The organism is Leifsonia sp. 10L418, assembly GCF_056395445.1.
The window spans coordinates 77,262-100,872 of sequence record NZ_JBFTJN010000011.1; the positions used below are offsets into that span (position 1 = coordinate 77,262).

At 65.9% G+C, this 23,611-nt stretch carries 21 protein-coding genes; 15 read left to right on the top strand and 6 right to left on the bottom strand.

Features of this window, described 5'->3' with window-relative positions:
- Positions 1-26 precede the first annotated feature (26 nt).
- Complete coding sequence (gene yczR / locus AC1DCF_RS18150) at positions 27-1,487, bottom strand: MocR-like transcription factor YczR (RefSeq protein ID WP_477212208.1); 1,461 nt, start codon at positions 1,485-1,487, stop codon at positions 27-29.
- Positions 1,488-1,550: 63 nt separating this feature from the next.
- Between yczR and yczE the strand changes: the two genes are divergently transcribed.
- From yczE to AC1DCF_RS18165, 3 genes are all read left to right on the top strand, one after another.
- Entirely contained in the window at positions 1,551-2,264 is a 714-nt protein-coding gene (yczE, locus tag AC1DCF_RS18155) for a membrane protein YczE (RefSeq protein ID WP_477212228.1), read from the top strand.
- A gap of 94 nt (positions 2,265-2,358) precedes the next feature.
- Positions 2,359-3,708, top strand: a complete 1,350-nt coding sequence (locus AC1DCF_RS18160; protein WP_477212229.1) for an MFS transporter — start codon at positions 2,359-2,361, stop codon at positions 3,706-3,708.
- Positions 3,709-3,760: 52 nt separating this feature from the next.
- Positions 3,761-4,384 (top strand): LysE family transporter, encoded by a 624-nt coding sequence (locus AC1DCF_RS18165; RefSeq protein WP_441791907.1) that lies wholly within the window; start codon positions 3,761-3,763, stop codon positions 4,382-4,384.
- Positions 4,385-4,587: 203 nt separating this feature from the next.
- Here AC1DCF_RS18165 and AC1DCF_RS18170 read toward each other — a convergent pair whose 3' ends face one another.
- On the bottom strand, positions 4,588-5,346 hold the full coding sequence (locus tag AC1DCF_RS18170) for a MerR family transcriptional regulator (protein ID WP_477212209.1): 759 nt from the start codon (positions 5,344-5,346) through the stop codon (positions 4,588-4,590).
- A 267-nt stretch (positions 5,347-5,613) separates the two neighbouring features.
- On the opposite strand from AC1DCF_RS18170, the gene AC1DCF_RS18175 reads away from it, so the two are divergent.
- Genes AC1DCF_RS18175 through AC1DCF_RS18190 form a run of 4 tightly spaced genes read left to right on the top strand, consistent with a single transcriptional unit; the run spans position 5,614 to position 9,978 of the window.
- A complete protein-coding gene (locus AC1DCF_RS18175) occupies positions 5,614-6,387 on the top strand; it encodes a GntR family transcriptional regulator (protein ID WP_477212210.1) in 774 nt (257 codons plus the stop codon).
- A complete protein-coding gene (locus AC1DCF_RS18180) occupies positions 6,384-7,922 on the top strand; it encodes an MmgE/PrpD family protein (protein ID WP_477212211.1) in 1,539 nt (512 codons plus the stop codon). Before AC1DCF_RS18175 ends, AC1DCF_RS18180 begins: the two co-directional genes overlap by 4 nt.
- Positions 7,922-8,833: a methylisocitrate lyase gene (prpB, locus tag AC1DCF_RS18185; protein WP_441791902.1), complete on the top strand. Its 912-nt coding sequence runs from the start codon at positions 7,922-7,924 to the stop codon at positions 8,831-8,833. Before AC1DCF_RS18180 ends, prpB begins: the two co-directional genes overlap by 1 nt.
- A 26-nt stretch (positions 8,834-8,859) precedes the next feature.
- Positions 8,860-9,978 carry a bifunctional 2-methylcitrate synthase/citrate synthase gene (locus AC1DCF_RS18190; RefSeq protein ID WP_477212212.1) on the top strand — a complete coding sequence of 373 codons (1,119 nt, stop codon included), beginning with the start codon at positions 8,860-8,862 and terminating at the stop codon, positions 9,976-9,978.
- A 37-nt stretch (positions 9,979-10,015) separates the two neighbouring features.
- On the opposite strand, the gene AC1DCF_RS18195 is transcribed toward AC1DCF_RS18190, so the two are convergent.
- Together AC1DCF_RS18195 and AC1DCF_RS18200 are read right to left on the bottom strand one after the other, a co-directional pair.
- Positions 10,016-11,086 (bottom strand): ABC transporter permease, encoded by a 1,071-nt coding sequence (locus tag AC1DCF_RS18195; RefSeq protein WP_477212213.1) that lies wholly within the window; start codon positions 11,084-11,086, stop codon positions 10,016-10,018.
- A complete protein-coding gene (locus tag AC1DCF_RS18200) occupies positions 11,083-12,603 on the bottom strand; it encodes a sugar ABC transporter ATP-binding protein (protein ID WP_477212214.1) in 1,521 nt (506 codons plus the stop codon). Before AC1DCF_RS18200 ends, AC1DCF_RS18195 begins: the two co-directional genes overlap by 4 nt.
- A 177-nt stretch (positions 12,604-12,780) precedes the next feature.
- Between AC1DCF_RS18200 and AC1DCF_RS18205 the strand changes: the two genes are divergently transcribed.
- The 3 genes from AC1DCF_RS18205 to AC1DCF_RS18215 all read left to right on the top strand — a co-directional run bounded on the left by AC1DCF_RS18205 (position 12,781) and on the right by AC1DCF_RS18215 (position 16,117).
- Positions 12,781-13,827 carry a substrate-binding domain-containing protein gene (locus AC1DCF_RS18205; protein WP_477212215.1) on the top strand — a complete coding sequence of 349 codons (1,047 nt, stop codon included), beginning with the start codon at positions 12,781-12,783 and terminating at the stop codon, positions 13,825-13,827.
- Between the two features lie 109 nt (positions 13,828-13,936).
- Positions 13,937-15,085 (top strand): Gfo/Idh/MocA family protein, encoded by a 1,149-nt coding sequence (locus AC1DCF_RS18210; RefSeq protein ID WP_477212230.1) that lies wholly within the window; start codon positions 13,937-13,939, stop codon positions 15,083-15,085.
- A 30-nt stretch (positions 15,086-15,115) separates the two neighbouring features.
- On the top strand, positions 15,116-16,117 hold the full coding sequence (locus AC1DCF_RS18215; RefSeq protein ID WP_477212216.1) for a sugar phosphate isomerase/epimerase family protein: 1,002 nt from the start codon (positions 15,116-15,118) through the stop codon (positions 16,115-16,117).
- 129 nt (positions 16,118-16,246) lie between these two features.
- Here the strand turns inward: AC1DCF_RS18215 and AC1DCF_RS18220 are convergent, their stop codons facing one another.
- On the bottom strand, positions 16,247-17,461 hold the full coding sequence (locus tag AC1DCF_RS18220) for an ROK family protein (RefSeq protein WP_477212231.1): 1,215 nt from the start codon (positions 17,459-17,461) through the stop codon (positions 16,247-16,249).
- Between the two features lie 360 nt (positions 17,462-17,821).
- Between AC1DCF_RS18220 and AC1DCF_RS18225 the strand changes: the two genes are divergently transcribed.
- The 3 genes from AC1DCF_RS18225 to fgd all read left to right on the top strand — a co-directional run bounded on the left by AC1DCF_RS18225 (position 17,822) and on the right by fgd (position 20,421).
- On the top strand, positions 17,822-18,700 hold the full coding sequence (locus AC1DCF_RS18225) for a DUF4097 family beta strand repeat-containing protein (RefSeq protein WP_477212217.1): 879 nt from the start codon (positions 17,822-17,824) through the stop codon (positions 18,698-18,700).
- The gene (locus AC1DCF_RS18230; protein ID WP_477212218.1) at positions 18,697-19,305 is read left to right on the top strand and encodes a PadR family transcriptional regulator; all 609 of its coding nucleotides are present in this window, start codon (positions 18,697-18,699) and stop codon (positions 19,303-19,305) included. The genes AC1DCF_RS18225 and AC1DCF_RS18230 overlap by 4 nt, the downstream gene beginning before the upstream one ends.
- 111 nt (positions 19,306-19,416) lie before the next feature.
- Complete coding sequence (gene fgd, locus AC1DCF_RS18235) at positions 19,417-20,421, top strand: glucose-6-phosphate dehydrogenase (coenzyme-F420) (RefSeq protein ID WP_477212232.1); 1,005 nt, start codon at positions 19,417-19,419, stop codon at positions 20,419-20,421.
- A gap of 85 nt (positions 20,422-20,506) precedes the next feature.
- Here fgd and AC1DCF_RS18240 read toward each other — a convergent pair whose 3' ends face one another.
- Positions 20,507-20,788, bottom strand: coding sequence for a hypothetical protein (locus AC1DCF_RS18240; RefSeq protein ID WP_477212219.1), 282 nt, complete (start codon positions 20,786-20,788; stop codon positions 20,507-20,509).
- Between the two features lie 56 nt (positions 20,789-20,844).
- On the opposite strand from AC1DCF_RS18240, the gene AC1DCF_RS18245 reads away from it, so the two are divergent.
- Both AC1DCF_RS18245 and AC1DCF_RS18250 read left to right on the top strand, forming a co-directional pair.
- Positions 20,845-21,294, top strand: coding sequence for a MarR family winged helix-turn-helix transcriptional regulator (locus tag AC1DCF_RS18245; RefSeq protein ID WP_477212220.1), 450 nt, complete (start codon positions 20,845-20,847; stop codon positions 21,292-21,294).
- A gap of 147 nt (positions 21,295-21,441) precedes the next feature.
- Positions 21,442-23,598 (top strand): APC family permease, encoded by a 2,157-nt coding sequence (locus AC1DCF_RS18250; protein WP_477212221.1) that lies wholly within the window; start codon positions 21,442-21,444, stop codon positions 23,596-23,598.
- Positions 23,599-23,611 lie beyond the last annotated feature (13 nt).

The following is a 23,611-nucleotide window of genomic DNA, read 5'->3' on the forward strand; positions in this document are numbered from 1 at the left end:
AAGTGCAGTCTCGCGGGAGGAACGGGCTAGACGACGTCGGCGAGATAGCCCGTGTCGGGCACCGGATGCTGACCCAGCGCATCCCAGGCCCGGCCCAGAGCGTCGACGGCACGATCGATCTCGTCGGAGCTGTAGCAGAACGGGATGCGCATGAACCGTTCGAACGCCCCGTCGATTCCGAACCGGGGACCGGCCGGCACGATCAGCCCGTGGTTGCGGGCCGACAAGGCGAGCTGCGAACTGACCGGGCTCCCGAGGTTCACCCAGGCGGTGATGCCGCCGTTGACGTGCGGCACCTGCCATTCGGGGAAGCGGTCGGCCAGCCGCGCCTCGAGGTGATCGCGCGAGGTGCGGAGCACGCCGCGGCGCTGCTCGAGGATGGCCGGCATGTCGGCCAGCAGGCGCGTCACGATGAGCTGCTCGAGAATCGGGGTGCCGAGATCGTTCGCCGAGCGCGACGCGACGAGCTTGCGAATCAACGGTCGCTCGGCCCGGATCCAGCCCACCCGGATGCCGCCCCAGACGCTCTTGCCGACCGACCCGATCGACACCGCGGTGGCGGGCATCGCGCTGTCGGCATACGCCGCGAACGGCCGGTACTCCCCCGGCCGGTCGATGTTGAACTCCGCGATCGTTTCATCGGCGATCAGCACCGTGCCCTGTCGCGCGGCGGCCGCGAGCACCCGCTCACGCTGGTCGACCGGCATGCTCTGCCCGGTCGGGTTGTGAAAGTCGGGCATGAGATAACCGAGCACGGGATTGCTGCGCTGCAGGGTCTGGATCAGCGCCGTCTCGTCCCAACCGAGCGTCGATTCGTCGTCGCCGGGCGCACCGGCCGAAACGCTGACCGGCACCAACCGGGCCCCCGCAGCACGCAGCGCCTCATAGGCATGCGGGTAGGTCGGGGTCTCGATCAGGGCCCGGTCTCCCCGCCCGATCAGCACCCGGGAGAGCAGCGCGATCGCGTGCTGGGCACCGATTGTCACCATGATCTGGTCGGGCACGGTCGGGAGGCCGCGTTCCGTGTACCGGTCGGCAATCGCCTGGCGCAGTTCGGGAATGCCGATCGGGTCGAAGCCCGAATCACCGAGATGCCGCGGCAGATCGCCGGCCGCGGCGAGCGCCGCATCCGCTAGCGCGGGCAGTGCCGGCATAGTGGCCTTGCTGAAATCGAGGATGCCGCCGCCGTCGACCACCGTGAGGGCGGGCGCGCTGCCCGGCAACCGGGCGATGCTGCCCGAACCGCGCACACTGACCAGGAAGCCGCTCTCGCGCAGGCGGCGGTAGGCCGCGGCGATCGTGGTGCGACTCAGGCCGAGTCGTGCGCTCAAATCTCGTTCGGCCGGCAGCCGGCTGTCGATCGGAATGCGCCCGTCGAGGGTCAGCAAACGGATGCGATCGGCCAATGCCACGTAGGCGCTGGCCCCGCTCTGCCATTCGCCGAGCAGTGACTCGAGGCTGCGGGCACTCATCTGGTTTTCGACCATAAGGCCACTCTAAACAAATTGGCTACTTGATAACAGTGCCAATTTCACATTGGATTGGTGACTATGACCCGCCGCATCCCTCAACTGCTCATTGGCCTCTTTCTGTATGGCATCGGCATTGCCCTGATGGTGCGCGGCGAGATCGGCGTAGCCCCCTGGGACGTGCTCTCTCTCGGTATCGACAAGCACACCCACCTCGGGTTTGGCCTCATCACCGTGCTGCTGAGTGGCGTCGTGCTGCTGCTCTGGATCCCGATTCGCCAGCGGCTCGGGGTTGGCACCGTGCTGAATGCGCTGCTGGTCGGCCCGAGTGCTGCTGTCGGCCTCGCGCTGATCCCCGCGGGCCAAGACCTCTGGCTGCGCATCATCTTCTTCGCGGTTGGCCTGCTCGTGGTCGGCATCGCAACCGGCCTCTACATCGGCGCGCATTTCGGCCCCGGCCCGCGCGATGGCCTGATGACCGGACTGCACCGGCGCACCGGCCTGAAGATCTGGATCGTGCGCACCGCGATCGAAGTGACCGTGCTCGGCATCGGCTGGGCGCTCGGCGGCAACGTCGGAATCGGTACTGTGCTCTTTGCGCTGCTCATCGGTCCGATCTGCAACTACACGATCCCGCTTTTCGCGGTGAGGCGGCCCGTGGTCGTGTCGGCGGATGCGCCGGCCTCGGTGGCGACAGCGGATGTCTCCACCCCGGTGGTTGAGGAGGCCCGCCAGGGCCGTGACTTCGAGACGGCCGCGGACGGCCTCCTCAACCCACCGCTCGAAACCTCGTAGGCCGATCTCCAGGGACACACTGGCCGGGTGAGCCAGGCAGGACCATGATGGTTGCGTGACGCCCCGCGACCGCCCCGAACCGGCGGCACCGGTGATGAATGCCGATGCCCGCCGCATTCAGCGCGTCTATCTGACGCTGACCCTCGGAAACACGCTCGCGGCATCCTTCATCTGGGGCATCAACACCCTATTTCTGCTCGACGCCGGGTTGAACAACTTGGAGGCGTTCGCCGCCAACGCCTTCTTCACCGCCGGGATGGTGATCTTCGAGGTGCCGACGGGCGTCGTCGCCGATACCTGGGGCCGCAAACTCTCCTACCTGCTCGGCACCGTCACCCTGGCCGCCTCGACCCTGCTCTACTTTCTGATGTGGCAGGTGCACGCGCCGTTCTGGGCCTGGGCCGTCGTCTCGATGCTGCTCGGGCTCGGCTTCACCTTCTTCTCGGGCGCCGTCGACGCCTGGCTCGTCGATGCGTTGCGCTTCGTGGGCTACGCCGGCGGCCTGGAGAAAGTGTTCGGACGCGCTCAAATCGTGGCCGGCATCGCCATCCTCGGCGGTTCGGTGGCCGGCGGTGTGATCGCGCAGGCGACGAATCTCGGCGTTCCGTTTCTTATCAGGGCGGGCGTGCTCATGGCGATGTTCGTCGTCGCCGCGCTGCTGATGAAGGACATCGGGTTCACACCGGATCGCTCGAAGGGGCCGCTCAAAGCCACCCAGGCGGTGCTCTCCGCCTCGATCGAGTTCGGTCTCAAGCGCCGGGCCGTGCGCTACATGATGTTCGCCGCGCCCTTCGCCACCGGCGTGGGGTTCTACGTCTTCTATGCGCTACAGCCCTACCTGCTCGAGCTCTACGGTGACCCGACGGCGTACTCGATCGCCGGGCTGGCCGCGGCCATTCTCGCCGGCGCGCAAATCCTCGGTGGCTGGGCGGCGCCGCGCGTCCGTCGCCTGTTCCGACTCCGCACCACCGTGATCGTCGGCGCGACACTCGGCAGTGTCGTCGTACTCGTCGGGCTCTGGCTCACGCCGTCGTTCTGGGTGGCGATCGTCTTGCTGGTCTTGTGGGGACTTGTCTCGGCGATCGGCCAGCCGATCCAGCAGTCGTATATGAACGACATGATCCCGTCGAAGCAACGTGCGACGGTGTTGTCGTTCGAGTCATTGATGGGGAGCGTGGGCGGCGTGGTCGTGCAACCGATCCTCGGGCGCTCCGCTGACGTCTCGGGCTACGCCGCATCGCTCGGATTTGCTGCGATCATCGAGTTGCTCGGCGTGCCCTTCATCCTGGCGAGCCGGCGGCAGCGTGAGAAGGCCGATGCAGCGTCGGATAGCGATGTGGTCGAGACGGGGGCGAGTGTGGCGGATGCGACGTCGACGGATGCGACGGACGCCTCGACCCGGGAGCCCCCCGGCGATGTCGGAACGCTCCCCCCTGTCGACTGAGCGCGGCGTGACCGTCAAGTCCCCCACCGTGAGGTGCCCGTAGGCTGGGTTGATGCAACTCGCACTCTGGCTCCCCCTCCTCGGCGCCAGTGTGCTGATCAGCTTCACGCCCGGGGCCGGAGCGATCAACACCATGAGCAACTCGCTCAACGTCGGCTTCCGACGTGCCTTCTGGGGCGTGCTCGGGCAGCAGACGGCCCTTGTCATTCAGATTCTGATCGTGGCTCTCGGCGTCGGCGTGCTGGTGTCGAGCTCGCCGATCGCGTTCAACGTGATCCGCTACTCGGGCGCCGCCTATCTCGTCTATCTCGGTGTGCGGCAGTTTCTCGCGAAGCCGAGCGCGAACCCGGATGACGTGGCGGCCATCCGCGACGAGCCCGCGTTCTCGTTGTTCCGGCGCGGACTCTGGGTGAACCTGCTCAACCCGAAGGCGATCGTCTTCTTTCTCGCCTTTCTGCCGCAGTTCGTGCGGCCGGGCGAGGATCTGCTGGCGCAGTACCTGGTGATCGCCGTGACCGTGGTGGTCGTCGATGTGATCGTGATGTGGTTCTTCTTCGCCGCTGCCGCGCGGTCGTTCCAGCGGTTCACGCGGGATGAGCGGGGCCAGCGCGTGCTGAACCGGGTGTTCGGGTCTCTATTCGTCGCGGTCGGCATCGTGTTGGCGGTCATTCACTAGACGGATGCCGCCGCATCCGCCTCTTTCTTTCCTCGCCGACGCCGCACGCCGCACGCCGCACGCCGCACGCCGCACGCCGCACGCCGCACGCAAAGGAGGAGATTCTGCGACCCGCCGGTCTGGCCCGCCAAGTTGGCGCGGTGTGTTGCAGAATCTCCTCCTTTGCGTCATCGACCAGTTTCGAGAGCGCGTCACCGAGTGGGCTACAGGTTGCGCTCCGCGAAGATGGCCAGCGCATCGCGCACGAACTCGGCCCCCACGACTCCTCCATAGTTCGCCGCAAAACGCTCGTCGGCGACGTACATCTCTCCGAGTCCGACAAAGTACTCCTTCGTCGGCCCGCCTTCCGCCCGGCGGGGCGTGCCAGGGATGCCGGCCAGCCAGTCGAACTGCCGCTGGGCGAGCACCTGAGCCTCGTCACTGTCGGCGGCGATTCCGCCTTCGGCGGCTGTCTGCCAGTCACGAGCGAGTTGCTTCTGACGCTGTTGCCAGGCCGACTTCTCGGCATCCGTCATGCTGCTCCACCAGTCGTTGCTCGACCGATAGGCCTCTGCGCCCCAGCGCTGTTCGACCTCCTCTTTGTACTGGGTGTGGTCGAAACCGTTGAACATGTTCTCAGCCATGAGTTGCGTTCCTCCTTCAAGATCGGTGAGTGTGCGTTCGACCGAGCGAATTTGTGCGTTCAGTCGTTCCTGCTCCTTCTGCAACCAGGCCAGGTGACCGCGGAGCGCGGGTACCGCCTCCGATTCACGGGCCAGCACCTCGCCGATGGCAGTCAATCCAAGCCCCAGGTCGCGCAGCAGCAGGATGCGCTGCAGGCGCACGAGGGCTTTCTCGTCGTAGTAGCGGTAGCCGTTGCCGCCGATGCGGCTGGGCGGCAGCAAGCCGAGTTCGCCGTAGTGGCGCAGCGTGCGGCTCGTGGTGCCGGCCAGGCGAGCGATTTCTTGAATCGACCAGTCCATCGGGCCTCCTGACTGTGGGTGAGCGAGTTTCGGCAGCGCTGTCCAGCTGCTGAGTTCCACGGTAGATCTTGACGCTACGTCAATGTCAATACCTTCACGCCCTGTGTGACGGATGTTGGCTGCAAGCTCGCCTCGGCGACATTCTGCATACAGAGATCGCGCTTGCAGCCCCGGAACACCGGAAATTAGGCGGCTTCCCGCGCGCTCAGGCTGCAGGTTTCCTGTTTATGTATACACAAGGCGATCAGTGCTTGTTACGATAAAGCCATGCGCGCCAGTGATATCGCCTACGAACGTCTGCGAGACGACATCATCCATTGGCGCCTCGAGCCCGGTACTCCGCTGGCTGAGATCGAGGTTTCGGCCCGCATCGGCGTCTCGCGCACCCCGGTCAGAGAAGCGCTCTCGCGCCTCATCAACGAGGGCCTCGTCTCGAACGCCTCGGGGCGCACGGCCATCGTCACCCCGGTGTCCCGGGCACAGATCGAACAGCTTTTCGAGTTGCGTGAGGCTCTCGAGACCCAGGCTGCGCGCCTCGCCGCCCGGCGCCGCGACACCGCCGCGTTCGAAGCGTTGAAGGAAGCCTTTCTGAGCGCGTCGCTCGACACCGAAACCAGTATCGACGCGAGCGGCAACTCCGACGCGACCTACATCCTGGCCGATCGCCTCGACGGGGCGATCGACTCCGCAATGGACAACAGCTATCTGCGGGGCGCGCTGGGCGACATCCGTGGCCACTTGGCCCGGGCCCGCCGCCACGCGCACGCCAACCCGCGCCGTTTGGAACAGGCACGCACCGAACACCTTCTGATCATCGATGCGATTCTGCGCCACGATGAGGTGCTCGCCGCCCAGGCGACCGCCGTGCACCTGCGCAACAGTCTCGACAACATCCTGGCGACGATTCCGCCCCTGCCGACCGGCAACAGCGCGAAAACAAGCTCGAACATCAACATCGAAGCGAACCCCCAGACGAACCCCCAGACGACCCCTGAGACGACCGCCGTGGCGCGCGCCTCCCCACGAAAGGACATCCGATGACCCTGCAGCACCCCGTGCGCGTCTACCGCAGCGACGAGAACCTGGCCCGTGAAGACCAGCTCGCCTGGAAGATCGCCCAGGTCGCCGTCGACCCCGTCGAGGTCTCGGCGGAGGTCACCGACATGGTGATCAACCGTGTGATCGACAACGCGTCGGTCGCCGCCGCATCCTTGACCCGTCGCCCGGTCGTCTCAGCCCGCTCGCAGGCACTCTCGCACCCGCGTTCGACGGGTGGCGACGGCGCCAACGTGTTCGGTGAGGATGCTGCGGTGCGGGTCTCCCCGGAGTGGGCAGCCTGGGCCAACGGCGTCGCCGTGCGGGAGCTCGACTATCACGACACCTTCCTGGCCGCCGAGTACTCCCACCCGGGCGACAACATCCCGCCGATCGTCGCGGTGGCCCAGCATGTCGCCGCCCAGCGCGGACTGACCGGGCGCGACCTCGTGCGCGGCATCGCCACCGGTTACGAGATCCAGGTGGATCTGGTGAAGGGGATCAGCCTGCACAAGCACAAGATCGACCACGTCGCGCACCTCGGCCCGAGCGCGGCCGCCGGCATCGGAACCCTGCTCGGTCTGCCGGCCGAAACCATCTTCCAGGCCGTCGGCCAGGCGCTGCACACCACCACCGCCACCCGGCAGTCGCGGAAGGGTGAAATCTCGTCCTGGAAGGCTCACGCCCCCGCCTTCGCCGGCAAGATGGCCGTCGAGGCCGTCGACCGGGCGATGCGCGGCGAGAGCAGCCCGACCCCGATCTACGAGGGCGAAGACGGCGTGATCGCCTGGCTGCTCGACGGCCCGACCGCCGCCTACACGGTGCCGCTGCCCGCCGCCGGCGAAGCCAAGCGTGCCATTCTCGACACCTATACCAAGGAGCACTCGGCCGAGTACCAGGCGCAGGCCTGGATCGACCTGGCCCGCAAGCTCAACCAGGAGCACCCCGAGGTCACGAACCCCGACAACGTCGCATCCGTCGTCATCCACTCCAGCCACCACACGCACTATGTCATCGGCTCGGGCGCCAACGACCCGCAGAAGTACGACCCGACCGCCTCGCGCGAGACGCTCGACCACTCGATCCCCTACATCTTCACCGTGGCGCTGCAGGACGGCAGCTGGCACCACGTCGATTCCTACGCTCCCGAGCGCGCCGGCCGCCCCGACACCGTTGCCCTCTGGCACAAGACGACGACGGTCGAGGACGCCGAGTGGACGCGCCGCTACCACTCGCTCGACATCAACGAGAAGGCGTTCGGCGGCCGCGTGGTGATCACGCTGACGGATGGCTCGACCATCGTCGACGAGATCGCGGTCGCGGATGCCCACCCGCTGGGTGCGCGTCCGTTCGGTCGCGAGCAGTACCTGAACAAGTTCCGCACGCTCGCCGCCGACGTACTGGAAGCCGACGAGATCGAGCGCTTCCTCGGCCTGGCCGAGCGTCTGCCCGAGCTGACCGCGGCCGAGATCGGCCAGCTCACCATCGTGGCGAAGCCGGGCTTGCTGCAGGCATCCGCTCTGCCGAAGGGGCTCTTCTAATGCTGTACTCGACCGAAACGCCGGCCGCCAAGCGCGAGGCATTGCGTGCGGGCCTGGCGAGTGGCACGATCCAGCGTTTTCCGGGCGCATTCAACCCGCTCTCGGCCAAGCTGATCGAGGCCAAGGGTTTCGACGGCGTCTACATTTCGGGAGCCGTGCTCGCCGCCGACCTCGGTCTGCCCGACATCGGCCTGACCACGCTGACCGAGGTCGCCACCCGCGCCCAGCAGATCGCCCGGATGACGAATCTGCCGGCGATCGTCGACGCAGACACCGGTTTCGGCGAGCCGATGAACGTGGCTCGCACGATCCAGACTCTCGAGGATGCGGGCCTCGCCGGCACGCACATCGAGGATCAGGTCAACCCGAAACGGTGCGGGCACCTCGACGGCAAGCAGGTCGTCGACGAGGACACGGCGCTCAAGCGCATCCGGGCAGCCGTCGACGCACGGCGCGACCCGAACTTCTTGATCATGGCGCGCACCGACATCCGTGCCACCGTGCCGGGCGACGGCGGCCTGGCCGCGGCGACCGACCGGGCCAAGAAGCTGGTGGATGCCGGCGCCGACGCGATCTTCCCCGAGGCGATGGGCACGCTGGCCGAGTTCGAGGCCGTGCGCGCCGCCGTCGACGTGCCGCTGCTGGCCAACATGACCGAATTCGGCAAGAGCGCCCTCTTCACGGTGGACCAGTTGCAGGACATCGGCATCAACATGGTGATCTGGCCGGTTTCATTGCTGCGCTTGGCGATGGGGTCCGCGGTACGCGGCCTCGACACCCTCAACGAGCACGGCACTCTTGAGCCGGTGCTCGGCGAGATGCAGCACCGCGCCGACCTCTACGAGCTGCTCGACTACGAGGCGTACAACCGCTTCGACACCTCCGTGTTCAACTTTCAGGTCTCGCGCTGAGCCTGCCCCACCGATCGGATCTAGAAATGACAGTGACGTCAGACATTCGCAAGGGACTGAACGGTGTGGTCGTCGACTACACCGCGATCTCCAAGGTCAACCCGGAGACGAACTCGCTGCTCTACCGCGGCTATCCGGTGCAGGAGCTTGCCGCAGAGTGCTCGTTCGAGGAGGTCGCCTACCTGCTTTGGCACGGCGAGCTGCCGAGCGCCGAAGAGCTTGCCGCGTTCGTGGCCGAGGAGCGTTCGCTCCGTGCGCTCAGCCCCGCGGTCAAGGCCGTGATCGACCTGACCCCGCTGACGGCGCATCCGATGGATGTCGTGCGCACGGCGGTCAGCCTGATCGGCGCGAGCGACCCGGATGCCGAGAACGACAGCCGGGTGTCGAACCTCGCCAAGTCTCTGCGCCTGTTCGCGCAGCTTCCGGCGATCGTCGCCTACGACCAGCGCCGCCGCCGTGGCCAGGAGCTGGTCGCGCCCCGGGACGACCTCGACTACTCGGCGAACTTCTTGTTCATGACGTTCGGGGAGGTGCCCGCGCCGGCCGTCGTCGACGCATTCCGCGTGTCGATGGTGCTCTACGCCGAGCACTCCTTCAACGCCTCAACCTTCACCGCGCGAGTGATCACCTCGACCCTGTCCGATCTGTACTCCGCGGTGACCGGTGCGATCGGCGCGCTCAAGGGTCCGCTGCACGGCGGCGCCAACGAGGCCGTCATGCACATCTTCGATGAGATCGGCGATGCGGCGTCGGCGACCGGCTGGCTGGAAGGCGCGCTCACCGAGAAGCGCAAGATCATGGGATTCGGGCACCGGGTCTACAAAGACGGCGATTCCCGCGTGCCGACCATGAAGACCGCGCTCGACACCCTGATCGAGCACTACGACCGGCCGGCGCTGCTCTCGCTCTACACAACGCTCGAACTGGCGATGACCGAACGCAAGGGCATCCTGCCGAACCTCGACTACCCGTCGGGGCCGGCCTATCACCTGATGGGTTTCGACACCGCGGCGTTCACGCCGCTGTTCGTGGCGGCCCGGATCACCGGCTGGACCGCGCACATCATGGAGCAGCTGGAGTCGAACGCCCTGATTCGCCCGCTGAGCGCCTACAACGGTGTCGACGAGCGGCACCTGGCGCGCTAGCTGAGTCGCGGTGGCCGGGCGGGAAGAACCCGCCCGGTCAGGCCCGGCGCGCACCTCGCACAGCGAAGCGCTGCTGCAGTATCACGGCCACCACGATGATCAGACCCTTCGCAATCGCCTGCACTGACGTGTCGAGGTTGTTCTGAGTGAACACATTGGTCAGGGTGCTGAAGATCAGCACGCCGAGCACCGTTCCGACGATGGTGCCACGGCCGCCGACCAGCAACGTGCCGCCCACCACCACCATTGCGATGGCATCGAGCTCGTAGAGCCCACCGTGCGTCGAGGTGCCGGCGGTGGTGCGTCCCAGCATCATGACGGCGGCGATGCCGGCGGTCAGGCCCGAGAGGGCGTAAATGTAGACGAGGTGGCGCTTGACGCGGATGCCGGCCAACCGTGACGCCTCCAGGTTTCCGCCGATCGCCACGGTGCGCCGACCGAAGGTGGTGCGGTTGAGCAGAAACCAGCCGGCGGCGGCCACGACCACGAAGATCCAGATCAGGATCGGGATTCCAAACAGGTCGGACCGCATGAAGTCGAGAAACTCCTTGTTGTTCACAATCTGTGTCTTTCGACCGGAGATCAGCTCGGCGAGCCCTCGGGCGGCAACCAGCATCGCGAGTGTCGCGATGAAGGCCACGACTTTGCCGTAGGCGATCACGACCCCGTTGACGAGGCCGGCAACCACACCGACGGCGAGAGCGATCACGACCATCAGTAGCCAGGAGCTGTTCGTCGCGGCGAGCTGCACCGCCGACAGGCTGGCCACGACGGTGGCCAGACCCATCACCGACCCCACCGACAGGTCGATGCCGCCCGTGGTGATGACGAACGTCATTCCGATGCAGATCACGCCGATGATCGAGGCGAAACGGATGATCGTCACGAAGTTGTCGATCGAGGCGAACCGGTCGCCGGCGGTGACGGTTCCGATCACGATCAAGAGAACGAGGGCGATGACCAGGCCGAGGTTGCGCCCGACCGAGCCACTGAGCATCCGTTTGACGACACTGGCCGACGCTTCTGAACCCGGACCACCGGCGCCGGGACCTTCTGCGCCATGGCTCGCGTGGGGCTGGACGGCGATCGTGCTGTTCTGCTCGCTCACGCGGCGGTTCCTTTCATGACCAGATCGAGCACGGCGTGCTCGTCAATGTCGGTGGAGGGGGAGGTGGCCAGAACAGCACCATCTCCGATGACGAGAACGCGGTCGGCGAGACCGAGCACTTCTTCAATTTCACTCGAGACCACGATGATCGCGGTGCCGTCTGCGGAAAGTTGGCGGATCAACGCGTAAATTTCGGCTCGCGCCCCGACGTCGACGCCGCGGGTGGGTTCGTCGAGCAGAAGCACTCGGGTGCCATGCACGAGCCAGCGCGCCAACAGGATCTTCTGCTGGTTGCCGCCGGAGAGCGTGCGGGTCGACCGGTCGGGGTCGGCGGGGCGCAGTTCGAGGGCCTCGATCTGTTCGGCGGCCACCGCGCGCTCGCGATTCTCATTGAGAATGCCTAACCGGGCGAAGCGCGCGAACGACGACAGCGTGACGTTTTTGAAGATCGGCTCGTCAAGAATCAGGCCCTGGCTTTTGCGCTCCTCCGGCGAGAACCCGATCCCTGCGTCGACGGCCGCACTGACCGAACCGGGCCGCAGCGCTTGGCCGGCAACGCTCACTCGTCCGGAGGTCGCCTTGCGCGCGCCGTAGATGGTCTCCAGGATTTCGGAACGCCCCGAACCGACGAGCCCGGCGAGCCCGACGACCTCTCCCGCCCGCACGGTGAAGTTCACGTCGTCGAAATAGCCGCGCAGGCCGAGGCCGGCAACATCGATCACGACTGCGGCATCCGTTGGCACGGCAACCGCGGCCGGGAACTCATTGGCGACGTCACGACCGGTCATCAGCTTGATCAGTTCAGGCGTCGACGTCTCGGAGACGTTGAGCCCTCCGGCCATGCTGCGGCCGTCTTTGATGACGGTGATCCGGTCGCCGATCTGCCGGATCTCTTCCAACCGGTGCGAGATGTAAACGACGGCAATCCCCTGCGCCGTCAGCTCGCGCACCACCCGGAACAGGTTCTTGACCTCTTCAGAGTCGAGCACGGCGCTCGGCTCGTCCATGATGATGAGGCGGATGTCGTGAGAGAGCGCGCGGGCCATGCTCACGATCTGTTTGTTGGCCGCCGACAACCGGCCCACCTCGGTGTTCGGCGAGATCGAGCCGTGCCCGAGGCGCGTGAGCAGCTCGCGGGCGACACGGTTCGACTCCTTGACGTGTAGCACGCCGCCGGTTGCCTTCTCATGGCCGAGGAAGATGTTCTCTGCGATCGTCAGGCCGTCAACGACGTCGAGTTCCTGATACATCGTGGCGATGCCGAGAGTGAGGGCCGCGACGGGATCGGCGATGCTGGTCGGCTCCCCCTCCCAGCGGATCTCTCCGGAATCGGGCTGATGCACTCCCGACAGCGTCTTGATGAGAGTGGACTTGCCTGCCCCGTTTTGACCAAGCACGCAGTGAACTTCACCAGCGCGTACGTCCAGGTCCACCCCCCTGAGCGCCTGGACTCCGGCGAAGCTCTTTGTGATCCCCCGTACGGAGAGCAGTGGCACCGGATGGTCATCGTTGATCATGAATCGAAGATAACACACATATGTCGATGAACGATATTAAGTCGTCGAATCTGTGATGACTTCTGCTATGGTTTGTTCCGTCAGCGTGGACAGGCCGTTGAGGAGCAGATCCTCGAGCAGTTGCGCACTTCCGTTTCGTTGGCACTACACCGCGAATCATCTACCAGGAGGAACAACATGCTCGTTTCACGCACCAAGCGTCAGAGGCTGCTCATCGCTGCCGGCGCGTCACTGGCCGCCGTCGGCCTCATGGCCGGTTGTACTGCCGAAACCGGCGTGTCAAGCACCGAGCCCACCAACGCATCGGTTGACGGCAACGCCGCGACCGGCGACACCATCACCATCGGCTTCTCCGGCCCCGCCGCCGACCACGGCTGGCTCGGCGCCATCAACTCCGCCGCCCTGGCCGAGGCGAAGAAGTACCCCGACGTCGACCTCAAGGTCGCCGAAGGCACCAACGACGCCAACCTGCAGATCAGCCAGGTCGAAGGCTTCATCAACGACAAGGTCGACGCCATTGTGCTGCTCCCGACCGATGGTGCAGCACTCACCGAGGTTGCGCTCCAGGCCATGGCCGCCGGCATTCCCGTGATCAACGTCGACCGCGAGTTCTCGAGCACCTTCGCCGCACGCGTCACCATCCTCGGTGACAACTACGGCATGGGCGTCAGCGCCGGTGCGTTCATCTGCGACCAGGTTGGCGACAACCCCGACGCCGTGATCGCCGAGATCGCCGGCATCGACTCCCTTCCGCTGACTCAGGACCGCAGCAAGGGCTTCTCCGACGCGCTCAAGGACTGCGGGCTGTCGGTGACAAACCGAGTCGCCGCCGACTTCACCGTGCAGGGCGGTGAGGCAACGACCTCGCAGTTGCTCGCCGCCGCACCGAAGATCGACGCACTCTGGAACCACGATGACGACCAGGGAATCGGCGTTCTCGCCGCCATCGAGGCCGCCGGCCGCGACGAATTCATCATGGTTGGCGGCGCCGGTTCGGCCAACGCCATGCGCGAGATCCAGGACCCGGAGAGCGTCGTCAAGGCGACGGTCATCTACCCGTCGACGCAGGCAGCCGACGGCATCCGTCTCGCCCGCTTGCTCGTGCAGGGCAAGGCGATGAGCGACCTGGTCGAGGTGGAGATCCCGAGCCGCATCGTGCTCAACGCTCCGGTCGTCACCATCGACAACGTCGACAAGTTCCTGCCGACCGCGTTCGAGTCCTAACCCGAGTCGGGGGCCCCCGAGCGATCGCGGGCCCCCGTTTCACCCCAGTTTTTTGAGCACCATGAAAGAGGAAACGTTGTCGAACCACACCCCCCGCTTCAGAATCGCCATGGTGGGACACGGTTTCATGGGAGCTGCACATTCCCAAGGCTGGCGGGTCGCTCCGCACTTCTTCGACTTGCCGGCCCGCCCCGAAATGGCCCTACTGATCGGGCGGGACGCCGACCGCACCGCGGCCGCCGCCGCATCGTGGGGCTGGGCTGAATCCGGCATCGACTGGCGCGAGGCCATCGCCCGTGACGACATCGACGTGATCGACATCGTCACACCCGGCCACACCCACGTTGAAATCGCCATTGCCGCGCTCGAGGCCGGCAAGCACGTGCTCTGCGAGAAGCCACTCGCGAACAGCGCCGAAGAGGCGTCGGCGATGGCGGATGCCGCGGCCCGGGCCGCCGAACGCGGCGTCTACGCCATGGTTGGTTTCACCTACCGGCGGGTACCGGCCGCCACGTTTGCTCGCGACCTGGTTGCATCCGGAGCGATCGGCGACGTGCGCCAGGTGCGCGCCGCCTACCTGCAGGACTGGCTCACCGACCCGCAAACCCCGCTGGCCTGGCGGCTGCAGAAGCACCTGGCCGGCTCGGGCGCACTCGGCGACATCGGCGCCCACGCCATTGACCTTGCCCAGTTCATCACCGGCCAGAAGCTCACCGGCGTCAGCGGCACGATGGAGACAATCGTGCCTCGCCGCCCGATCCTCGCCGAAACATCAGGCCTCGCCGGAACAGCCGGCACCGACTACGGCGACGTGACAGTCGACGACATCGCGCTCTTCACCGGCCGTTTCGACGGCGGGGCTCTCGGTTCCTTCGAAGCCACACGGATGTCGACGGGCCGCAAGAACGCCCTGCGCATCGAAGTCTCCGGCTCGACCGGCGCGATCTCCTTCGACCTCGAGGATCTCAATTCGCTCGGTTACTACGATTCGAACGCGCCGGAAACCCTCCGCGGATTCACCAAGATCTTGGTGACCGAACCGACGCATCCGTACATCTCGGCGTGGTGGCCCGCCGGACACACTCTCGGATACGAGCACGGATTCTCACACCAGGCGAAAGACTTCGTCGAGGCCATCGTCGGCAACACGCAGCCCGAACCGTCATTCGCCGCCGGTCTGCAGGTGCAGCGCGTGCTGGATGCCGTGGAACGCAGTGCCAACGCCGAGAGCATCTGGACATCAACCTCCGCTTTCTGAACATTCTCACCCGGACGAAGGAGTCACCGCATGAGTCGCCCTGTCACACTGTTCACCGGCCAATGGGCCGACCTTCCGTTTGAAGAGGTTGCCCGCCTCGCCTCCGGCTGGGGCTACGACGGTTTGGAAATCGCCTGCTGGGGCGATCACCTCGATCCGTGGCGCTGGGATGACGACGAATACGTCGCCGGGAAACTGGCCATTCTCGCCAAGTACAACTTGTCGGTCTACGCGATCTCCAACCACCTCAAAGGGCAGGCGGTCTGCGACGATCCGATCGATCAGCGGCACCGGGACATCCTTCCCGATGTCGTCTGGGGCGACGGCGACCCGGAGGGGGTGCGTCAGCGCGCCGCCGAAGAGATGAAACACACCGCCCGGCTTGCCGCCAAGCTCGGCGTCAAGACCGTCGTCGGCTTCACCGGTTCCTCGATCTGGAAGTATGTGGCGATGTTCCCGCCCGTCTCCCAGGAGGCGATCGATGCGGGCTACCAGGACTTCGCCGACCGCTGGAACCCCATTCTCGACGTGTTCGACGAGGTCGGCGTGCGTTTCGCCCACGAGGTGCACCCGAGCGAGATCGCCTACGACTATTGGACGACGGTCCGTACCCTTGAGGCGATCGGCCACCGCGAGGCGTTCGGCCTGAACTGGGATCCGAGCCACTTCGTCTGGCAAGACCTCGACCCGGTCGGGTTTCTCTGGGACTTCAAGGACCGGATCTACCACGTCGATTGCAAAGACACCAAGAAGCGCATGGTCAACGGGCGCAACGGCCGGATGGGCTCCCACCTGGCGTGGGCCGACCCGCGGCGCGGCTGGGACTTCGTCTCGACCGGGCACGGCGATGTTCCGTGGGAAGACAGCTTCAGGATGCTCAACTCGATCGGCTACGACGGACCGCTCTCGGTCGAGTGGGAAGACGCGGGAATGGACCGCTTGATCGGGGCGCCAGAGGCGCTTGAGTTCGTGCGCCGCCTGGCGTTCGACCAGCCGGACGCCGCCTTCGACTCAGCGTTCAGCACGAAATAGCGACGCGGCGAAGCCGCTGGCCTCAACGACGGTTGCCGGTGCCCACCTGGGCACCGGCATCCGTCGTTGTCGTCTGTATCGACTGTGTCGTCTGCCCAGCGCAGAGGAGCGCCGCGCAGCCCTCAGCAGCTACTTCTTCTCGGGGCCAGACTCCAGCAGCTCGAGCACCATCGCGTCGACGCGGGCCGGCGACAGCGCGTGGTGGATCGCGAGCATGCTGGCACCGAGCACGGCGGCGTTCGCGCCGGCGGTCGACGGAACGATCTGCAAATGCTGGGTGGCCAGGGGCATCGAGCGGGTATAGACGACCTCGCGCATTCCGGCGATCAACTGCTCGCCGGCTCTGGCCATCGACCCACCGATCACGATGACCGACGGGTTGATCAGGCTGACGCAGGCGGTCAGCACTTCACCCATGTCCCGGCCGGCCTGCCGCACGGCCTGAATCGCGTCGAGATTGCCGAGCTTGACGAGTTCCACGACGTCGTGACTGGTGGTGGTCTCCAAACCACGCGCCCGCAGTGCAGCGGCGATCGCGGGACCGGAGGCGAGTGCCTCCAAGCAGCCGCGGTTTCCGCAGTGGCAGGGCACGTCGCCGCCGCGCGCGACCTGGACATGCCCGATATCGCCGGCGATCCCCTGCGCGCCGCGCTGCAGCATCCCGCCGGAGATCACGCCGGCGCCGATTCCGGTGGCGACCTTGACGAAGATGAGGTGGTCGATCTCGGGCCAGGCCGCCTCACGCTCGCCGAGCGCCATGATGTTCACGTCGTTGTCGACGAGCACGGGCACGTCGAATTGGGCTTGCAGCCAGCCGGGCACGTCGAAGCGGTCCCAGCCTGGCATGATCGGCGGGTTGATCGGGCGACCGCTGCTGTGCTCGACTGGGCCGGGAAGTCCGACGCCGATGGCGAGCAGGTCGGCCTGTGTGCGGCCAGTGCTGAGAATCAGCGCGCTACCGGCTTCAATCACCCAATTGAGCACGGTTTCGGGGCCGCTCGCGACTTCGAGGTCTGTGCCGGCTTCGGCCAGCGGATGCCCGGTCAGGTCGCTCACTGCGATGCGCACGTGGGAGGCGCCGATATCGACGCCGAGCACGACCTTGATCCCGGTCGCCAGGGCGATTTGAGACGAAGGACGTCCGCCGGTCGACGGGGCATCGGCGGCAGGACCGATCAGTCCCAGTTGCGCCAACGAGTCCATCCGCAGGGCAACGGTCGAGCGTGCGAGCCCGGTGAGGTTCGCAAGTTCGGTGCGGGTGCGGGGTTTTCCGTCGCGCAGAATCTGGAAAATGTCACTCGCCCCGGACGATCCCAGGGCATTTCCGCGACTTATGTCGATCATCATGCAATCTAACCACAGCGATCGCCGAAACCGTGTCCGGTTTCAATCAGATGTCCCCGCAGCATCCAGCCGGCCCCCGATCTTCCCCTCGCGCTTTCGCCTTGCGCCCCGGCCCGAAATCAGGAACGGAGTGCGTGTCGCGCCGAAATTCACCCCGGATGACGGGTTTTTGGCACCGCGACACACCTCCACTCCTGAATTCGGTACCCCACCCGGCCGGGCGACGACGAATTCTGCGAACACCTTGCGCTCGGGCAAGACGCGATATATCGTGAGATTTACGGAACGCGATATATCGCGTCATCGACAATTCAGAACCGAGATTTCGGCATCCGTGCGGGTGCCCCGAAGGAGCAGACAATGACACTCGAAAAGTGGCTGGTGACGCCCGGCCAGACAAAAATCATCGACATCGAACTGGTACGCCACCTGAAGGTCAGCCTGATCGCCGGCCGAGTGGATGTGATCGGGCACGACGAGCCCGGAGCCCGCGTGACCGTGCACAGCGTCAGCGGCAAAGACCTCAAGATCTCGATGGACGGCGATCTGCTCGAAATCGATCACCCGCAACTGCGCTGGGACAACTTCATTGAGGTCTTCAGCTCGTTCCGCGGCTCGGCGCGCGCCGACGTGAGCATCATGGTGCCGCGCGATATCGCACTGAAGTTCGGCGTCATCTCCGCCGACGCCCTCGTCTCCGGGCTCGCCAACGACGCCCGCATCAGCACGGTCACCGGTGACGTGGTGATCGACGGCAGCACCGGCGCTCTCGAACTGAACAGCGTGAGCGGCGAGCTTTCGGTGCGCAGCCACACGGGCGACATTTCAGCGCACACGGTCTCCGGCGACGTGACGGTGAGCGGAAACATCCGTCGCTTCAGCGTCGACGGCGTCTCGGGCAACGTCTTCGTCGACATCGACGGCGTGCCCGACCGCATCAACACCAACTCGGTCAGCGGAAATCTGACCGTGCGCCTCGGTGCCGACGTTCCGGCCCGCTACCGCATCAACACCGTCTCCGGCACGCTGCAGCTCGACGACCGCACCGTGCGCGGCACGCTCGGCAAGGGCTTCGACAGCAGCATCGGCGACCTCTCGGGCAGCTGGCTCGAACTCAACGCGAAGTCGGTCTCCGGCGACGTTTCGGTGGTGCGCCGCGCCGGCAGCAGCGGGCAGAACTTCCCGACGGATGCCTCGCACGACGCGTCGACTTTCGGCGAGGAAGGAGCGTCGGAATGACTCCCCCGGTCTTTTCCCATGGCAGTCTCCGGCTCTATCTGCTCAGCCTGTTGGCCGAGCAGCCGCGCCACGGCTACGAACTGATCCAGGCCCTGAGCGACCGCTTCGGCGGAACCTACAGCCCGAGCGCCGGAACCATCTACCCCCGCCTTGCCAAGCTCGAGGAAGAGGGTCTTGTCACGAAGGTCTCCGACGGCCGCAAGACCGTCTATGAGATCACCGAGGCGGGCCGAGCCGAGCTGGCCGCCCGGGAGGGCGACCTGTTCGCGATCGAGAACGAGATGACCGATTCGGTGCGTCGCCTGGCCGATGAGGTGCGCTCCGGCGTCAATGCGGCGATGAAGAGCCTGCGGGCCGATCTCGCCTCTGCGGCCCGCGAGGCCAAGTCCGAGTCGAAAAACTCGGCCAACGAGAGCAACCTGCACACCGAGTCAAACCGCGCCCTCCACGAAGCCGACATGGTGCTGAACGAGTTCCGACAGCAGTTGCGCGCCGACCTGCGCACCGCCGCCTACCGTTCGCGGGTTCCCGCCGACACCGTCACTGAGCTGCGACGCCAGCTCGATGCGGTTCGCGCCAGCATCCTGGCCTCGATCACACGCTGAACGACAACCCCGGCCCGCTGCTCAACTGAGCAAATTTCGAGGCGGAATGCCTGGTGAGAAGGCGGGCCGGCGTCGGCTGCGAATAGGATCGCAGTGACAAGTGGAGGCACCGTGTTGAAATTGGGCTTGAAGGCATCGGCTGAACAGTTTGGGCCGCGCGATCTCGTAGAACTGGGCGTCATGGCCGAGGAACACGGGCTCGACAGCGTGACCGTGAGCGACCATTTCCAGCCCTGGCGGCACGTCGGCGGGCACGCCCCGTTCTCGCTGGCCTGGATGACGGCCGTCGGCGAGCGCACGAAGCGTGTGCAGATCGGCACCTCGGTGCTCACCCCGACCTTCCGGTACAACCCGGCGGTGATCGCCCAGGCCTTCGCCACCATGGGCTGCCTCTACCCGGGGCGCATCATGCTCGGCGTCGGCACCGGCGAGGCACTGAACGAGATCGCCACCGGCTACACCGGCGACTGGCCCGAGTTCAAGGAGCGCTTCGCCCGGCTGCGCGAGTCGGTCGACCTGATGCGCCAGCTCTGGGTCGGCGATCGGGTCGACTTCGAGGGCGAGTACTACACGACGAAGGGCGCGTCGATCTACGACGTTCCGGACGGTGGGATCCCGGTTTACATCGCCGCCGGCGGCCCCCTCGTCGCCCGCTACGCCGGCCGCGCCGGTGACGGGTTCATCTGCACCTCCGGCAAGGGCATGGAGCTCTACACCGAGCAGTTGCTTCCTGCCGTCGCCGAGGGCGCCGAGAAGGCCGGACGCGACGCATCCGCCATTGACCGGATGATCGAGATCAAGATCTCCTACGACACCGACCGCGAGCTGGCACTCGAAAATACTCGTTTCTGGGCGCCGCTCTCACTCACCCCGGAGCAGAAGCACTCGATCGAAGACCCGATCGAGATGGAGGCCGCGGCCGACGCGCTGCCGATCGAGCAGGTCGCGAAGCGCTGGATCGTCTCGTCAGACCCCGACGAGGCGGTGGCGTTGATCAAGCCGTACCTCGACGCGGGCCTCAACCACCTGGTCTTCCACTCCCCTGGTCACGACCAGAAGCGCTTTCTCGAGCTGTTCGAGCGCGACCTCGCGCCGCGTCTGCGCGCGCTCGCGTAATCCTCGTTGATCGAGCCTGTCGAGATCTCGTGACCGAGTCTCGAGATCGCTCCACCGGGTCTCGACAAGCTCGACCAGCGGGGGCTTACTCGCCCTCGAGCGCCTTCCGGCGTTCCGCTGCCTGCTCCGGCGTCGGGTGATAGATCTGCGTGCGCTCCCCCGAGCGATCGATTTCATGCACGCTCATCAGCTCGCCACACATCGGGCAGACCGACTGCGCCTTCGCGGCGCGCACCTCGGCCTCCGGCTCGTCGGTGTACGGCCCGAGCGGCGGCGGCCCGATCCAGGGAAAGAGCGTGCGGTTGACCCACGCGGTGAGTCCGCCGGCTTTGCGTCCGGCGCCCGAAGAATTTGTCGTTCGTGCCATAATGATTAGTGTACTAAGTAATACTGAGAGTCGCGAATCACGAAACTGGAGGGGCAATGCCCACTGACGCACCCAACCTGCTCCAGCTCGAAGAGCAAGTCTGCTTCGCCCTGGCCATCGCCTCGCGCAGCGTCAACGCGATCTACCGCCCAATCCTCGAGCCCTACGGCCTCACCCACCCGCAATACCTCGTGATGCTGGCCCTCTGGGAGCGCAGCCCCCGCTCGGTCAAAGACCTGGGTTCCGCCCTGCAACTCGAGCCGGCCACCCTCTCCCCGCTGCTCAAGCGACTGGAGAGCGCCGGCCTCGTCTCCCGCGAACGCAGCAGCATCGACGAGCGGATGCTCGACATCTCACTGACCGACCTCGGGCTGAGACTGCGAGCAGAAGCTGAGAGCATCCCGCCACGCATCATCGACCAGCTGGGCATGAGCATCGACGAACTCGCCACTCTGCGGAGCGCCCTCTGGCGGGTCATCGGCGCGGCTCAAGCTTCGGGCGAGTAACACCCGGCCGAAAGCAAGCGGGGGAATCCCTCCGGCGCGCCCGGCCGTTTCGCCATCGGCGCGCCGTGCGCAGTGGTCACAATCGACACCCGAGTTGTTATCAATTCCGTACTTTCTCCGAGTTTGAGTGGAGTAGTGTCGTCCCTCGTGACAAATGAGGGAACATCTCCACCAGTTGAAAACCGGTCCCCCAAACGGTGGATCATCGGCGACCCGCTCCCGAGCGAACACCTCGAGGGCCAACTGCTGAGCAAGCGCCTAGCGCTACCGATTTTCGCCAGTGACGCGCTGTCGAGCGTCGCCTACGCGCCGCAGGAACTGATGATGATCCTGACCATCGGCGGCCTGGCGATGCTCAGCTTCACACCCTGGGTTGCCGCGCTCGTCGTGCTGCTCATGCTCGTCGTCGTCGCGTCGTACCGACAGCTGATCAAGGCCTACCCGTCCGGCGGTGGCGACTATGAGGTCGCTTCGAAGAACATCGGTGAGAAGGCCGGCCTGGTCGTCGCATCCGCCCTGCTCGTCGACTACGTGATGACCGTCGTCGTCTCGATCGCCAGTGGGGTCGACAACATTATTTCGGCTTTCCCGGTGCTGGCTCCGATCCGGGTCGAAATGGCCGTGGTTTTTGTCATCATCCTCGCCGCGGCGAACCTGCGCGGAATTCGGGAGTCGAGCACGGCGTTCGCCATCCCGACCTACTTGTTCATCGCCACCGCTGGACTGCTCGTGGTCGTCGGGCTGACCCGGACCGCCCTGGGCGATCCCCCGGTCGCCGAATCGGCCGCCTACGGCGTGCAAGCCGAGAATCTCGGTCAGGCCGCATTCATCCTGTTGCTGCTGCGTTCGTTCGCGAGCGGATGTAGCGCCCTGACCGGTGTCGAGGCGATCGCCAACGGCGTTCCCGCATTCCGTCGCCCGAAGATCAAGAACGCACAGTCAACCCTCGTCTTGATGGGCGGCATCGCCGTCGCCCTGTTCATCGGCCTGACCGCTCTCGCCCTGGTCTCCGGCGTTCACTACGCCGAGAACCCGTGCGACCTGATCGGCTGGACCGACTGTGCCACGTCACCGCAGCGCAGCCTGATCGCCCAGATCGGGGCGGCGACGTTCGGCAACAACACCATCCTCTTCTATGTGCTGCAAGCGGCAACCGCTGCCGTGCTGCTGCTCGCCGCCAACACGGCGTTCAACGGCTTCCCGCTGCTCGGCTCCGTGCTCGCGAAGGACTCCTACGCGCCCAAGTCGCTGAGCACCCGCGGCGACCGCCTGATCTACTCGAACGGCGTGCTGCTGCTCGCCCTCGCCGCCTGCCTCATCCTGATCGTCTTCCAGGCGAACCTGACCGTGCTGATCCAGCTCTACATCATCGGCGTCTTCGTCTCGTTCACACTCGGCCAGACCGGCATGGTGCGGCATTGGCTCGCCTTGCTGAAGACGAATCCACCGAACCGCGGCTCCATCATCCGCAGCCTGTCGATCAACGGTTTCGGTGCTGCGCTCACCTTCGTGGTGTTGATCATCGTCACGATCACCAAGTTCACCCACGGTGCCTGGCTCGTCTTTCTGATGATGCCGGTGCTGTTCATTCTGATGCTCGGCGTGAACCGTTACTACCGGGATGTCGCCAAAGAGATCGAGGTCGACCCGGTCACCACCTTCGGCGCGCAGGGCGACCACGCCATTGTGCTCGTCGGCAAGATGCAGAAGCCCACTCTCAAAGCGTTGGACTACGCCATCGCCGCGCGGCACGAGAGCCTCGAAGCCGTGCACGTGTCGATCGACGAAGAGGAGACGAAGCAGCTCAAGCGCGACTGGGTGCAGCAGAATATCCAGGTGCCGCTGCGCATCGTCGAATCGCCCTACCGCGACATCAGCTACCCGCTGATCAACTACGTCAAGGAGCACCGCTCCGCTCACGGCTCAGAGGTTGTCACCGTCTACACCCCGATCTACATCGTCGGGCACTGGTGGGAGAACCTGCTGCACAACCACAAGGCCCGGCGCATCCGCCAGAAGCTGATGCTCGTGCACGGCGTGACGATTGCGCTCGTGCCGTGGCTGCTCGACTCGTCTGAGCTGATCTACGGGCGCCGGTCCCGGCCGATTCCCGGCCAGGATCGCCGCGGCGAGCCGGTGCGTCCCCGCCCGATCCCGCGGAAGCCCCTGGCGCCCGCCGCGGTCACACCGGGCGAATACAAGCCGGGTGAGCACAAGCCGAGTGAACACAAGGCGGCACCGGTGGTAGCCGGACCGCCGCCGCAGTCACGCCCGTCGTCATCCCGCAGGCGCAAGCGCAAGTAGGGATCACCAACTC

Coding starts and splice junctions, on each gene's coding strand:
- AC1DCF_RS18205 (WP_477212215.1), top strand. CDS start 12,781: ATGCTCGTTTCACGCACCAAGCGTCAGAGGCTGCTCATCGCTGCCGGC.
- AC1DCF_RS18220 (WP_477212231.1), bottom strand. CDS start 17,461: ATGATCGACATAAGTCGCGGAAATGCCCTGGGATCGTCCGGGGCGAGT.
- AC1DCF_RS18245 (WP_477212220.1), top strand. CDS start 20,845: ATGCCCACTGACGCACCCAACCTGCTCCAGCTCGAAGAGCAAGTCTGC.
- AC1DCF_RS18215 (WP_477212216.1), top strand. CDS start 15,116: ATGAGTCGCCCTGTCACACTGTTCACCGGCCAATGGGCCGACCTTCCG.
- prpB (WP_441791902.1), top strand. CDS start 7,922: ATGCTGTACTCGACCGAAACGCCGGCCGCCAAGCGCGAGGCATTGCGT.
- yczR (WP_477212208.1), bottom strand. CDS start 1,487: ATGGTCGAAAACCAGATGAGTGCCCGCAGCCTCGAGTCACTGCTCGGC.
- AC1DCF_RS18175 (WP_477212210.1), top strand. CDS start 5,614: ATGCGCGCCAGTGATATCGCCTACGAACGTCTGCGAGACGACATCATC.
- yczE (WP_477212228.1), top strand. CDS start 1,551: ATGACCCGCCGCATCCCTCAACTGCTCATTGGCCTCTTTCTGTATGGC.
- AC1DCF_RS18160 (WP_477212229.1), top strand. CDS start 2,359: ATGAATGCCGATGCCCGCCGCATTCAGCGCGTCTATCTGACGCTGACC.
- AC1DCF_RS18240 (WP_477212219.1), bottom strand. CDS start 20,788: ATGGCACGAACGACAAATTCTTCGGGCGCCGGACGCAAAGCCGGCGGA.
- AC1DCF_RS18210 (WP_477212230.1), top strand. CDS start 13,937: ATGGTGGGACACGGTTTCATGGGAGCTGCACATTCCCAAGGCTGGCGG.
- AC1DCF_RS18200 (WP_477212214.1), bottom strand. CDS start 12,603: ATGATCAACGATGACCATCCGGTGCCACTGCTCTCCGTACGGGGGATC.
- AC1DCF_RS18165 (WP_441791907.1), top strand. CDS start 3,761: ATGCAACTCGCACTCTGGCTCCCCCTCCTCGGCGCCAGTGTGCTGATC.
- AC1DCF_RS18180 (WP_477212211.1), top strand. CDS start 6,384: ATGACCCTGCAGCACCCCGTGCGCGTCTACCGCAGCGACGAGAACCTG.
- AC1DCF_RS18230 (WP_477212218.1), top strand. CDS start 18,697: ATGACTCCCCCGGTCTTTTCCCATGGCAGTCTCCGGCTCTATCTGCTC.
- AC1DCF_RS18225 (WP_477212217.1), top strand. CDS start 17,822: ATGACACTCGAAAAGTGGCTGGTGACGCCCGGCCAGACAAAAATCATC.
- AC1DCF_RS18190 (WP_477212212.1), top strand. CDS start 8,860: ATGACAGTGACGTCAGACATTCGCAAGGGACTGAACGGTGTGGTCGTC.
- AC1DCF_RS18170 (WP_477212209.1), bottom strand. CDS start 5,346: ATGGACTGGTCGATTCAAGAAATCGCTCGCCTGGCCGGCACCACGAGC.